The sequence below is a fragment of the Chryseobacterium amylolyticum genome (assembly GCF_051011775.1).
Classification (GTDB): Bacteria; Bacteroidota; Bacteroidia; order Flavobacteriales; family Weeksellaceae; genus Chryseobacterium.
This window is the reverse complement of sequence record NZ_JBPCHX010000002.1, coordinates 309065-322281: the sequence shown is the minus strand read 5'-3', so window position 1 is coordinate 322281 and position 13217 is coordinate 309065. Positions and strand designations below refer to the sequence as shown.

The 13217-nt window shown below is 37.4% G+C and carries 10 protein-coding genes and 1 tRNA gene; 3 read left to right on the top strand and 8 right to left on the bottom strand.

The window, feature by feature from the left end; translation table 11 throughout:
* Positions 1-30: 30 nt before the first annotated feature.
* Entirely contained in the window at positions 31-1053 is a 1023-nt protein-coding gene (locus ACR1PO_RS06590; RefSeq protein ID WP_433986251.1) for an AMP-binding protein, read from the bottom strand.
* Positions 1054-1153: 100 nt separating this feature from the next.
* On the opposite strand from ACR1PO_RS06590, the gene ACR1PO_RS06585 reads away from it, so the two are divergent.
* Positions 1154-1224: transfer RNA gene (locus tag ACR1PO_RS06585), tRNA-Gln, on the top strand.
* A 247-nt stretch (positions 1225-1471) separates the two neighbouring features.
* On the opposite strand, the gene ACR1PO_RS06580 is transcribed toward ACR1PO_RS06585, so the two are convergent.
* The 7 genes from ACR1PO_RS06580 to ACR1PO_RS06550 all read right to left on the bottom strand — a co-directional run bounded on the left by ACR1PO_RS06580 (position 1472) and on the right by ACR1PO_RS06550 (position 9746).
* Positions 1472-1897 (bottom strand): hypothetical protein, encoded by a 426-nt coding sequence (locus ACR1PO_RS06580; protein WP_433986250.1) that lies wholly within the window; start codon positions 1895-1897, stop codon positions 1472-1474.
* A 114-nt stretch (positions 1898-2011) separates the two neighbouring features.
* A complete protein-coding gene (locus tag ACR1PO_RS06575; RefSeq protein ID WP_332385248.1) occupies positions 2012-3430 on the bottom strand; it encodes an amino acid permease in 1419 nt (472 codons plus the stop codon).
* A gap of 187 nt (positions 3431-3617) precedes the next feature.
* The gene (locus ACR1PO_RS06570; protein WP_433986249.1) at positions 3618-4442 is read right to left on the bottom strand and encodes a hypothetical protein; all 825 of its coding nucleotides are present in this window, start codon (positions 4440-4442) and stop codon (positions 3618-3620) included.
* 177 nt (positions 4443-4619) lie between these two features.
* Positions 4620-5411: a hypothetical protein gene (locus tag ACR1PO_RS06565; protein WP_433986248.1), complete on the bottom strand. Its 792-nt coding sequence runs from the start codon at positions 5409-5411 to the stop codon at positions 4620-4622.
* Between the two features lie 168 nt (positions 5412-5579).
* Positions 5580-6194: a response regulator transcription factor gene (locus ACR1PO_RS06560; RefSeq protein WP_433986247.1), complete on the bottom strand. Its 615-nt coding sequence runs from the start codon at positions 6192-6194 to the stop codon at positions 5580-5582.
* Positions 6191-9163, bottom strand: a complete 2973-nt coding sequence (locus ACR1PO_RS06555; RefSeq protein WP_433986246.1) for a sensor histidine kinase — start codon at positions 9161-9163, stop codon at positions 6191-6193. Before ACR1PO_RS06555 ends, ACR1PO_RS06560 begins: the two co-directional genes overlap by 4 nt.
* 289 nt (positions 9164-9452) lie before the next feature.
* On the bottom strand, positions 9453-9746 hold the full coding sequence (locus ACR1PO_RS06550; protein ID WP_332385240.1) for a helix-turn-helix domain-containing protein: 294 nt from the start codon (positions 9744-9746) through the stop codon (positions 9453-9455).
* 182 nt (positions 9747-9928) lie between these two features.
* Between ACR1PO_RS06550 and ccoN the strand changes: the two genes are divergently transcribed.
* The gene (gene ccoN, locus ACR1PO_RS06545) at positions 9929-12208 is read left to right on the top strand and encodes a cytochrome-c oxidase, cbb3-type subunit I (protein ID WP_433986245.1); all 2280 of its coding nucleotides are present in this window, start codon (positions 9929-9931) and stop codon (positions 12206-12208) included.
* A 19-nt stretch (positions 12209-12227) separates the two neighbouring features.
* Complete coding sequence (locus ACR1PO_RS06540; protein ID WP_433986244.1) at positions 12228-13115, top strand: cbb3-type cytochrome c oxidase N-terminal domain-containing protein; 888 nt, start codon at positions 12228-12230, stop codon at positions 13113-13115.
* Positions 13116-13217: the final 102 nt, after the last annotated feature.

Here is a 13217-nt window from a genome sequence, read left to right as displayed (position 1 = left end):
AAATTTTATATCCGATTTCAATAGCCCTGGCTAAAGGTTTATACTTTTATACAGCTTCATTCTGTTTACTTTCCCGTTGGGTGTTCTCGGAATTTCTTTGATGAAAATAATTTCTTTGGGCTTATGGAAGTTTTTTTCAAACGGGATTTCTGAAATCTTTCTTCTCACCTCATCAGATTCCTCACCTTCTATAATCAATATCAATTTCTGTCCCAAACTCTCATCCGGCAGTCCTACAAATATTGCTTCGCCCGGAATATCTTTTTTCACCAAAGCTTCAAGGGTTTCAGGGAAAATTTTTGCCCCTCCGGAGTTGATTACATTGTCAATTCTTCCCAGGAATTTGAACTGATTTTCATTCCTGATTTCAACTAAATCATTAGTTTGAAGCACCTCACCATTTACGTTAGGTGCAAAAATTTTCAGGCAGCCTCTATCGTCCAGAGAAATCGTTACATTTTCAAAAACAGTGAAGTATTCTTCCTGTTCGGGCATCAATTGTTTTAAACCAATATGGGAAAGGGTTTCAGACATTCCATAGGTTTCAAAAATACGGCTGGAATTATCAAGGTTCATCTTAAGGATCTTATTTTTCAGACTTTCTGAAACAGCGGCACCTCCGATAATCAGATTTTTAATCAGATGAAGTTTATCCAGGGAATTCTCTACCTGCAGTGGTGTCATGGCACAAAAATCAACTTCTTCTTCCAGGTTTTCTATCGGTTTTAAAGAAGGATCAGTAATTTTTAACCTCAGTTTTCTTTCTATAGAACGGACAATCATCATTTTACCGGAAATGTATTCCACAGGCAGGCAAAGCAGTGCAGTATCTCCTTCTTTTAATCCTAAAAAATTACAGGTCATCACTGCTGAATTGACCATTTTCTTTTTCTCAATTTCAAAAATCTTTGGAATTCCTGTAGAGCCTGAAGTCTGGACATGTACTTCTGTTTTTTTCGAGAACCATTCTTCCAGAAATATTTTTACTTTTTTTTCAAATTCCGTATCGAATGATAATTTGTTAATATTGAGATTATTGAAGTCTATCAACATAATTTCCGTAAATAAATTCTACAGTAAATTTAAAAAAAATTTCAAAAAGTTCTTGTAAGTAAAGAAAAAAGCTGTAAATTTGCACCACTAAAACAAACAGAGACCCATGGTGTAGCGGTAACACTACTGATTTTGGTTCAGTCATCTGGGGTTCGAATCCCTGTGGGTCTACAAACCATCCTTTTTAAGGGTGGTTTTTGTTTTTTATCCAACTTCAATTATCTATTTTTCTTTCTGAGAGTATATATTCAGTGATTCTGGAAATCAGAATATTTATCCTGTCCGATTTTTGAACGTATACATCTGGACAACTGACACTTCATTACAGTTTTATGTGTTTGTCTTATATAATGACTGAAAAGACTACCTCTATGAATGAAGCAGCCTTTTGTTTATAATATTTTTAGATTTTATAAAACTAAAAAAGTCTTGTAAGTATCACTTTATACTGTAGGCTTGCATCGCCATTATTCGTAAGATCTATTGTTCCGGCTGAAGGCATTGTTAATGTATAATTAAATGCAATATTGGTCCCGCCTGCAGCACAATTTGGAATACCTGACCAAACAACTGTTGTTGTATATCTGTTTACTTCAGTAAAAGTAGGGGCTTTAACAGTGGTATCTGTGTTTAAAATCCCATCCATTCCTTTAATAGAGAAAGAATTGTTAACAGCATTATTAGTGACATAATATTCTGCAATACCAATACGCCCACAACTATTACTGACATTTACCACTGCTTTATATACCGCATTATTAGCAAATCCCGCAATCAAAGTATTTGTAGCACCTGCTGCTACGGTAACCATGTTATTAATAACCGTTGGAAAAAACGATGACATCCTCCGAATTATTCTTATCTGCAGCTCTCATAAAAGATTGATTTTACTGCTAATCACAAACAAAAAAGGTGAAAAATCAAATGATTTCCACCTTTTCAAATATTGTTTTAATCCTTAATTCGGTTTGTATAATTTATACATCACAAATAAAAAGCCCAGCCAGACCGGAATCAGAATCACCTGAATTTCCATTCCTGTAATACTCATTAATCCCAGAATCAAAACCAGAAATGCAATACAGATATAGTTAGATACCGGGTAAAAAATGGATGGGAATTTTGAACGGATTCCTTCTGCGCTTATTGTTTTTTTAAATTTCAGATGGGTGTAGCATATCATCAGCCAATTGATAATCAACGTAGATACAACCAGAGCCATTAAATATTCAAAAGCTTTTTCAGGGACTAATTTATTGATGATAATACAGATTCCTGCAAAGCATGACGACACAATGATTGCGTTGATCGGCACAGCATTTTTATTCAGCTTTTTAAGGAATTTCGGAGCATTCCCTTGTTGGGCCAATCCGAAAAGCATTCTGCTGTTGCTGTAAACACTGCTGTTGTACACTGACAAAGCAGCTGTTAAAACAATCAGATTAAGAACATTGGCAATCAAAGTATTGAACTGAATTACTTTTCCAAAAAGACTGAACTCAAGACCGTTCAGATTTTGGAATACCATTACGAACGGGCTGGATCCTTCCGTAATATCTCTCCACGGACTTAAAGAAAATAAAATTACCAACGCTCCTACATAGAAAATAAGGATTCTGTAAATCACCTGATTGGTTGCCTGCGGAATCGTTTTTTCCGGATTTTTCGCCTCAGCAGCAGTAATCCCAATAAGCTCCAATCCTCCGAAAGAGAACATAATCATCGCCATGGCTGCAAATAATCCTGAATATCCACTTTCTGTTTTATTAAATAGTCCTTTCGGGAAGAATCCCCCGTCATTCCATAAATTGGTAATGCTTGCTTTTTCTCCTCCTGTACCGCTTATTAGAAGGTATACACCAAAAATAATCATCGCAATAATAGCCACTACCTTGATGATGGAAAACCAGAACTCTGTTTCCCCATAGACCTTTACAGAAGCTAAATTAAGAGCATTGATGACTACAAAAAAGAATAAACTGGACACCCATAGCGGAATCTCCGGCCACCAGAAGTGAATATAATGTCCGATAGCAGTAAGTTCGGCCATACTCACCAGAATATAGAGAATCCAGTAGTTCCATCCTGAAGCAAATCCTGGAAAATTTCCCCAATATTTGTAAGCGAAGTAGCTAAAACTTCCCGATACGGGTTCCTGAACTACCATTTCACCAAGCTGACGCATAATAAAAAAGGCGATGATACCTGCCAAAGCATAGCCTAAAATTACGGATGGCCCGGCCAGTACTGCAGCCGGCCCGATTCCCAGGAATAACCCGGTTCCGATAGCACCTCCGAGGGCAATTAATTGTATGTGTCGATTTGTTAATCCTCTAACTAAATTCTCGTTTTGTCCTGTTTTATTTTCGTTGTTCATTGAATGAATTATTCGGTCGCTAAATATATAAAAACTTTTCAGAGAAATTCACATTCCATGGGCGAAATTGGCAATTGGCAATGGAGCCGACAAGAAAAAACCTCATCAATCTGACAAGGTTTATCTGAACACTAATATAAAATCACTGATCTTTCTCTCTTAAGAGCTTAATCCTAATAATTGACGTTTAATTTGTTGGTACTGCATAAATAATATTTTCGGAAAAGTTTCCTCCAAATCCCTGAAAATAAGTAGCAGTTGTCTGCACCCCTCCAATGACATTATTTCCTGCTATGTATTTATATCTTTTTACAGCACCGGAAGCATTGTTAATCACCAGACTTCCCTGAATAATAGAAAATCTTGTAAGCGTAGGAGCAGTCGGCCCCTGAATAAGTCCGCTTACCAAAACCGGAGCCTGGGAAATATCTCCTGAAATATCGGCCACATCTCCCGGTACAATACTGGGCTGGTCTGAAAAACTTGTCCTTAGCCACATCCACTGATCACTGATTAATGCAGCTCCGGCAGGAATAATAAGCTGCTGTACAGTCACCAGCCATTTCCCGGGTGGTAAATCAATATAAGAGCCTGTATAACTGAATGCGTTAGTAAATGTAAAAGGAATATCTACTCCAGGTCCATTGGTACCTCTTACCACAGTTAGTCTCACAGGCTTCCATAAACCGTTACCATTGGCGTCAGAAGTCAGAACATAGTTATCATTTTGTGCTCCGTCTGCAATTTTTATTCCTGATACCGGAGCAGCTAAAGTTCCTGCGGTTTTTATATCTAAGCTTGCTGCCGGATTGTTATTCCCGATGCCTATGCGGCCATCAGCCGTCATTATTACATCATCTGCCTGGTTGGCGGGGTTCACAGGACCTGAAGCCTCATTGTTTTTCTTTCCGTCTAAATGAAACATTCCCTGGGGATTTGGAGTATTAACCCCAACCTGCGCAGCAGCTAAGTTTGCAAAAATCCCTAAAATCATAACATAAATCTTTTTCATTGAAATTGTTTTTTAAGTTTATTGAAGCACTAACCTACTGCGAAAAATGAGCAAATAAAGAACCGATCCTGTACGTATTTTTCCACAAAAACGTAGTGATATTATGACTTTAGGAAAATTGCTCTAATGAATTTCACTGTAAATTTCCAGCAGCTCAATAAGGTTGTATATTTTTAATTACATTTTTACAGCAATAATCGGCCCTATATTTGAAACTCTACCATATGCAGGAATATTCCAATATCTTGGGCGTATAACCGTGTTATCCTGATCTACAACAACAAGCTGGCTTATTTTGGCTGCAACCTGATGAGCGCTTATGGAAGGAACTATATGAGGTCCTTCATTCCCTCCAAATGCAGGATAACTTGGAAAGCTTGCCGATCCTGAACTGGTAATAAAATTAAAATAGATAAATCTCGGAAAAGTGGCTGCAACTGTAGATCCACTGGTAGGATCTATAGGCCTTGCAGTGGTGGTTCCCGGAATAAAATAATCATATTGTACATAATAATACAATGTATATAATCCTTTGTTTAGCGTTACAGGGCAGTCTGCAATAAATTCTGTTGTTGGAGGGGTAATAATAGAAAAATTAGGAGTCTGATTATTGTTCCCTGTAATCAGTATAGAGCCTGGTGCAGGCTGCCATGTTGCCAATCCATTAGCATCAGAACCCAATATTTTTCCAGCTCCCTGTGAACCGTCAGTAATTTTTATCTTACCGATAACATCCAGCTTAGCAGCAGGTGCAGAAGTTCCGATACCGACGTCTCCTTCTATAATTGTTCCATTGGTGGGAGCAGCAATGCCCGTATAACCGGAACCTATGGAAGTATTTCCGTTTACAGTAAGCGTATTGGCAGGAGCAGCTGTATTAATTCCTACATTTCCTGTTTGTGCATTTAATGAGATAAGGGAATAATTTAACCCTGCCAGCAGGATAATAAAAAACATCTTTTTTTTCATAGACAAATACGTTTTCAGAAACCAAGGTTTGGGACATCATCCAATACCTTATTATTTACTTATTTTTCACAATACGAACCTACTGCGAAAAATGAGTAAATAAAGAACCGATCCTGTACGTATTTTTCCACAAAAACGTAGTGATATTATGACTTTATGAAAATTGCTCTAATGAATTTCGCTGTAAATTTCCAGCAGTTCAACAAGGTTGGATATTTTTAATTTCTGGTAGACTCTTCTTTTGTAGGTTCCTACGGTAGATTCTTCGATATTAAGGGCATTAGCAATTTCAAGGTTTCCGTTTCCTTTGGCGAGAAGGTTAAAAACCTGCAGTTCTCTCTCTGACAGATTTTCAATGTTTTTTTTCCTTTGGTTCCCTTTTAAAATTTCATTCATCATCTCAGAAGTATAATAATATCCGTCTTTAAAGATTGCTTCAACAGCCTTGACAAAATTTTCAGGGTCACTCTGTTTATTAAGAAAACCATTTGCACCTTCTTCAATATATTGCAGCGCAATATTTTCTTTATAGGAAGTGAAGATTAAAATAAGGGATTCCGGAGAGATGGCTTTAATTTCTTTGACCATTGATTTGAGAATGCTCCCGGGAAGTTCAATATCAAGAATAACCAGATCATATTTCTCAGATTCAATTTTCTGTTTTGCTTCGTCATAAGTTTCTGCAAAACTTACTTCAACATAATTAAAATTTTTCTCCAGGATCATAGCGGTCCCGATCCTTACCACATGGTGGTCATCGGCAATGAGTATTTTTTTTGTCATATTTTAATAAGGATTTTAATGAGGGTTCCTTTCGGAGTGTTTTTATAGAAAGTCATTTCAGAATGTATCTTTCTTACCAGCTGAACAACCATATGAAGCCCTAAACCGTAATTTTTAAAAATCATATGTTCATTCCCGTTTTTCTTAAACAGTCCTGAATAATAGGCCATCTGCTCATCAGACATCCCGGTTCCGGTATCTGCAATATTGATCTCTATATGGGATTGCGCAGAAGCTGATGTAATGATAATTTCTCCGTCTGAAGTATTTTTCACTGCATTATCAATGATATTATGGAAAACTGCGAGGAGAATGTTTTTATTAAGTTTACTCTTCAGCTGATGATCACAAAAATTGTAGATAAATGTTTTTTTCTGAGCTGCAATTTCTTCAAATAATAGCCTTTTGGTTTCAATAAGATCATAGATGGAATATTCTTCGTTCTCTGTATTTTCCTGTTTATAGAGTTCCGTATATTCTTTAAGGCTTAATGTAAATTTATAAAGCTGCTCTGAGGTTTTGTAAATGCTGTCAAAGTATTTTTTCTGTGTTTTCGGATCTTCAGATTGGTTGAGCTCCTGTGAAAGAAGTGCAATAAATTTTACAGGGGTTGTAATATCATGGCTGATACTTTCCACCAGTTTTTTCTGATAATCGGATTCATTTTTAAGTTTGTTATTGGTTTCCAGCAGTTGCTTGTCTTTATGGTCCAGGGTATTTTTCAGCACTTTATTTTTCAGTCTTAAAAAATTGGTCCTGACCTGCACGATCACCAGAATGACGAAAATGATAATCCCTGCGATCATGATTTTAAAGAACAGCGTCTGATAAAAATAAGCCTCAACTTCTACCGGAAGTGTTTTATATACGTATTTACCGGTTTCGGAAGATAAAAACCGGACAATAAGATTGTAAGTTCCGGGCTCTACATTGGCTAACCGGAATATCCTATCACTTTTGATATTGATCCATCGACTGTCTTCACTCCCTGAAAGCCTGGCCTGAAGATAGATATTGTCAGGGTCGGAATAATAAGGAATATCTATATAAAGTTCCGCATTTTTATATCCGCATTCCAGAAAGAGTTTATCCTTCAGCTGGATCATTTTTCCTTTTATCCTTGCTCTTTCCAAATAAATATCTTTCCTGCCCGGATAATAAACGCTGATATTTGCGGGATTAAAAAATACAAATCCTTCCATAGACGGAAATACAAATTGTCCGTCCTTCAGCACATGAGCACAAGGGTTTGCACTTCCATTGAATTCATTATTCAAAAGGCCATGTTTTTTAGTATACCGGTAATAAGTGACCGCACCCCGGGATGTCTTCATGTACTGCAGGAGATCATTTTTATTAATCATGAACAACCCGTTATCAGAAGATATCCATAAATTGGACTTTTGATCTTCCAACAGATAATGAGCATTGGCCAGAAAATCATTTTTATCGGAAGGGATTCTGAGAGCTTTCTGATCTTTCATTAAATAAATCCCTCTGCTGTAAGTGGTGAACCAGATATTTCCGTCTTTTGTTCTGATGATTTGTTTTACAGGAAGACCTTTTCCTATATGCTTTATGATTTTGTTCCGGGAAAAAGAGTATACATAAATTCCTGCGCTGCTTCCCAGATAAAGCAGATCCTTATCATACCTGAAAACGGCATCTATATTATCTTCACACGGAATAATCTTTTCAGTTTTCTTAAAATCATCTTGAGCAAACAGATACAGATAAAACTTATTTTTATCTACTATGGATGCACTGTAAAGATTCCCGTTTTTATAAAGCCCGTCAATCTCTTTCCCTTGATAAGAAATAGAATCATATTTTGAAAATCCGGTATTCCTATATCTTACATGAATGGAATTATTTTCCCGATATACAAGATTTCCCGCATTATCCTCAAATATATACCTCTTATCATAGGACTGAGGAGCAAAAAACACCCTCTGTGAAAGATTACGGGAATATTTTATTCCTTCCTGTGTCAGAACAGAATTGTCCCCGTAAGAAATTGCGGCATAGCAAACCTCATCCTGATAGGGCATATTTTTCCTGGAAACCGTGAAATCTGACATGCTCAGAATCTTCAATCCATTAATAGAACTTCCGATATAGAGCTTCCTTGCTGTCTCATCATAAAACATAGCTCCGGAGATGTCTTTATCAATATCCCTATACTCCAATAAAAAAGTGAGTTTTAGCTTACCTCCTGAAAATTCACTTCTGTATATCTTACCACGATCAATGATAAAAACCTGTCCGGAAATTTGCTGCCAGTACATTCTCGTTTCCGGATCTGTATAAATAGAATCGGCTTCCATCTCTGACAATGTTCCTCTGTATAACAGGGTTATTTTCTTACGGGCCGGATCACTAATGAATACAGATTCGCCGTGAACAAACATTTTTTTCAACCGGTCATAAGAAAAACCACCAGTAACAATAGTTCTTTTCTTGCTTTTTCTATCAACGTAAACAATATTATTATCTTCAAAGTAATAGGTTCCTTCATCCAGCTGAATATAATAGGAATTGATATAATAAGAAATATACCTGGCCGTAAGAGTATTCCTTACAATTCTTTTATATACCTTATTTTTCAAAACGCCCCCATGCCCAAATGTATTATCGGCAGTTATAATGTCCGGTCTCCGGCGGGAAATCAGAAGAGCTTTTTTTTCAGAAATATTGAAGACGGAAATGCTGTCTTTTTTTATACTGCCATAGAAATCTCCAAAACTTAAATTTTTAAGTTTAAAATTGTTATACTGTACAAAGTTACTTCCGTCATATCTCAGGATCCTTCCTTCCATAGACAGCCAGATAAAACCATATTTGTCCTTTACAATGTCTTTGATGCTGTTTTGAGGCAGACCATTGTCCATAGTATACCACTGGGTCGTATAGCTTTGGCCGTTGACACATAAAAAAAATAGAAGTGAAATAAAGTAGAGATGCTTCATTCAGAGGGCCAGCATTATATTTAAGGCAAATATATTATACAAAATTAAATTTATTGTAAATATTTATCCACAATTATGTGAATTTTTTTCTACATAATTATTTATTAATACTGTATTAATTATAATAAATTTGAAAAACCAAACATTTGTTCCCTCATCAATGCCATGGTCATCAGGCATGCTAGAAACACAGTCTTTTTTGTTCGCAAAAAAATATGATCTCCCTCTGTCCGGGGAGATCATTGTTTTATAATGAGAAAAGTTAATGTAACAGAGAAGTATTACAAGCTTATAGAAATTCTTTGGGAATTGATATATTATTCTTTTTCATGTATTCCAGGAGGCTTTGGTATTTATCTTCAAAACCGTCCGTTCCGCACTTATGGGAAATACTGCAAATATCGGATGGCCTGATATCTAAAATATCTGATATTTTAGTCAGTATTTCCAGATTGATCTTCACTTTGGAATTTTCAATATCGGAATAAGCCTTTTGGGAAATTCCCATTTCAAAGGCCATATACTCCTGCGTAAGGTCTTTACTCCTACGTATTTTCCTGATATTTTGCCCACATACTTTCATCGTTTCTGTTTTAGTAGTTTTCGGTATATTTTAGAAGATTATCTATTAGCCTTCAACAAAGTTAATAAATACCTTTGGCAAAACATTATACACGTTACATGATATTTACTTTTAACATATAAAAAGGTTAAAATAAACCTTTTTCAGAGGAAATATCACTTCGGTAAACACTATTGGAATTTATGGAGACGCAAAAATTTAATTATGACAATACTATTGTCAGAGCATTCCTCTATGCGACTATCGCATTCGGACTTGTAGGATTTCTGCTTGGGCTTACAGCTGCATTGATGCTTTTTTATCCTGAATTACCTGAATTTTTATTCGGTACGGATGATACAACTATTAAAAGCCTGGCTTCGGGTAATATTCAGGGGCTGATCAATACACAGGGAGCTATGGGCTTCGGAAGAATCAGAATGCTTCATACCAGTGCTGTAATTTTTGCTTTCGTATGCAACTCCTTTTTCTGTGGTGCCTACTACAGTATGCAGAGACTTCTTAAAACCAGAATGTACAGTGATACCCTTTCCTGGATTCATTTCTGGTCATGGCAGCTGATGATTGTAAGTGTAGTGATTACATTCCTTATGGGAATCAATACTTCTAAAGAATATGCCGAGCATGAATGGCCCATTGACATCTTAATTGCATTTTCATGGATCATTTTCGGAATCAATATGTTCGGAACTATTGCTAAAAGAAGAGTGAGACATTTATATGTAGCAATATGGTTTTATATGGCAACCTGGATTGCTGTAGCCATGCTTCATATCTTCAATAACCTTGAAGTTCCGTTATCTTTCACAAGCTGGAAATCCTATTCTGTATATGCAGGAGTAAAAGATGCATTAGTACAATGGTGGTACGGGCATAATGCGGTAGCATTCGTATTAACCACTCCTGTATTGGGTCTGATGTATTACTTTATGCCAAAAGCAGCTCAGCGACCGGTATTCTCATACAAATTATCCATTATTCACTTCTGGTCGCTGATCTTTGTATACCTTTGGGCCGGGCCTCACCACCTGCAATATACAGCTTTGCCGGCATGGGCTCAAGCCGTAGGAACCGGGTTCTCTATCATGCTTATTGCACCATCATGGGGAGGAATGCTGAATGGTCTTCTTACTCTAAGAGGGGCATGGGACAAAGTAAGAGAAAATCCTATTCTGAAATTCTTTGTGGTTGCCGTTACCTGCTATGGTATGGCTACTTTCGAAGGGCCTCTGTTAGCAACAAAATCATTAAATAAAATTGGCCACTATACCGACTGGGTAATCGGACACGTACACATTGGTGCCCTTGGGTGGAATGGTTTCATGGCATTCGGAATTGTTTATTACCTGATCCCGATTATGTGGAGAACAAAACTCTGGTCTGTAAAATTAGCGAACTGGCATTTCTGGCTGGGAACATTAGGAATTATTTTCTATGCCGTACCCATGTATATTTCAGGGTTCACACAGGGATTGATGTGGAAACAGTTCAACCCGGACGGAACGCTGTTATGGAAAAACTGGCTGGATACCGTAACCGCTGTTATTCCTTACTATAAAATGAGATTCTTAGGAGGACTGTTCTATATTTCAGGAGCTGTTCTGATGGTTGTTAATGTGATTAAAACGATTAAAGCTGGTTCATTCCAGAGGGAAGTTCCGGCGGAAGCACCTGCACTGGCTAATATCGGAAGTGCAAGAAAAGAAGGCGAGGGGGTACACCTTTGGCTGGAAAGAACGCCTACTCTCCTATCAATCTTAGCTTTCATTACGGTAGCTATTGGCGGGCTGGTGGAAATTGTTCCGACACTATCTCTTAAGCAAAGCGTTCCGACCATTACTGCAGTGAAGCCTTATACTCCACTGGAACTGGAAGGTAGAGATTTATATATCCGGGAAGGATGTAACGCCTGCCACTCCCAGATGATCAGACCATTCCGTGATGAAGTGGTAAGATTTGAAGGAAAAAACGGACAATATTCCAAAGCAGGAGAATTCATATACGACAGGCCATTCTTATGGGGATCTAAAAGAACAGGACCGGATCTTCACAGAGAAGGAGGCAGAAACCCGGATTCATGGCACTTCAAACATATGTATAACCCAAGGATTACATCTGCCGGTTCTATCATGCCACGTTTCCCATGGCTGATCACCAATAAACTGGACAGAACCCAGATGGTCGATAAAATGAAGCTGATGAAAAATGCTTTCGACGTTCCTTATACAAAAGCTCAGATCGATTCTGCTAACCAATGGGCGGACAACCAGTCAAAAGCAATTGTACAGAGAATTTATTCTGAAGCTACCGATGTAAAAGATCAGATGACCAAAGAAAAAACAGCAAAAGGATCTGCCTATGTACCACTTGAGCAGAGAGAAATTGTAGCCATGATCGCATACCTGCAGAGATTAGGTACAGATATTAAAACAACACAGGTACAAACCGCAAGTGTAGAGTAACATTTAAAATTGTAATGCAATGAAAACGAGAACCCCAATTTCAGTATATATCGCAACAACGATAGGTTTAACGATCATGGCCTTTGAAATGTTCGCCGGAGATTCAGGATATTTTTCTTCTCCTTTTTTTTGGGCACTGATATTAATCGCTATTATCCTTCTGCTGATCATGAACTCAATTGGAGATCTGGTGGAGAATGAAAGTTTCAACAGATTATCAGAAGAGGAGAAAAAGCAATACCTTGAAGAAAAAAAGATTCCTTATTATCAGAAATTATGGAATTCTGCCTTCAAAAAACAAACCGCTACGGAAGAAAAAGATATCCTTATCGACCATGGTTTTGACGGAATCACAGAGCTTGACAACTCTCTTCCGAAGTGGTGGATCGGTCTGTTCTGGTTCGGATGTATCTTCTGCGCTGTGTATCTGGTAGCTTTCTCTTTTACAGATTACGCCCACCCGGACGTAGAATACACCAAAGAAGCAAAAACCATGTTAGCTTCCATCGAAGAATATGAAAAAAGTGCCCCGCAGATCAATCTGGAATCTGCAAAATACAGTGCTGATAATATTGCGGAAGGACAGGAACTTTTCAAAACGAACTGTGTTACCTGCCACGGAGACGGAGGAAAAGGTGGTATTGGCCCCAACCTTACCGATACCCACTGGATTAATATTAAAGAAAAAAGCTTATTTAAAAATGTTTTCTGGATGCTAGAAAACGGTTCTCCCAACAATCCTACCATGAGACCATTCATCAAGGAAGGAACCATTACCGGAAGAGATGCAGAAAAAATTGCCGCTTACATTTACCACATCAACCAGGAAACTGCTCCTATAACAACCGCACAAGGCGGAGCAGCGCCTCAGGGAGAAGAGGTAAAATGGGAAAACGGAAATGAATAAAAAAAATTTATTATCTATCTTATAAACCATGCCACGCCCCCTTTACTACACTAACATTTGAATTTTCATTTTTGCTAACTAACCTTTTCAACATTAAAAAAA

Coding starts and splice junctions, on each gene's coding strand:
- ACR1PO_RS06590 (WP_433986251.1), bottom strand. CDS start 1,053: ATGTTGATAGACTTCAATAATCTCAATATTAACAAATTATCATTCGAT.
- ACR1PO_RS06580 (WP_433986250.1), bottom strand. CDS start 1,897: ATGTCATCGTTTTTTCCAACGGTTATTAATAACATGGTTACCGTAGCA.
- ACR1PO_RS06575 (WP_332385248.1), bottom strand. CDS start 3,430: ATGAACAACGAAAATAAAACAGGACAAAACGAGAATTTAGTTAGAGGA.
- ACR1PO_RS06570 (WP_433986249.1), bottom strand. CDS start 4,442: ATGAAAAAGATTTATGTTATGATTTTAGGGATTTTTGCAAACTTAGCT.
- ACR1PO_RS06565 (WP_433986248.1), bottom strand. CDS start 5,411: ATGAAAAAAAAGATGTTTTTTATTATCCTGCTGGCAGGGTTAAATTAT.
- ACR1PO_RS06560 (WP_433986247.1), bottom strand. CDS start 6,194: ATGACAAAAAAAATACTCATTGCCGATGACCACCATGTGGTAAGGATC.
- ACR1PO_RS06555 (WP_433986246.1), bottom strand. CDS start 9,163: ATGAAGCATCTCTACTTTATTTCACTTCTATTTTTTTTATGTGTCAAC.
- ACR1PO_RS06550 (WP_332385240.1), bottom strand. CDS start 9,746: ATGAAAGTATGTGGGCAAAATATCAGGAAAATACGTAGGAGTAAAGAC.
- ccoN (WP_433986245.1), top strand. CDS start 9,929: ATGGAGACGCAAAAATTTAATTATGACAATACTATTGTCAGAGCATTC.
- ACR1PO_RS06540 (WP_433986244.1), top strand. CDS start 12,228: ATGAAAACGAGAACCCCAATTTCAGTATATATCGCAACAACGATAGGT.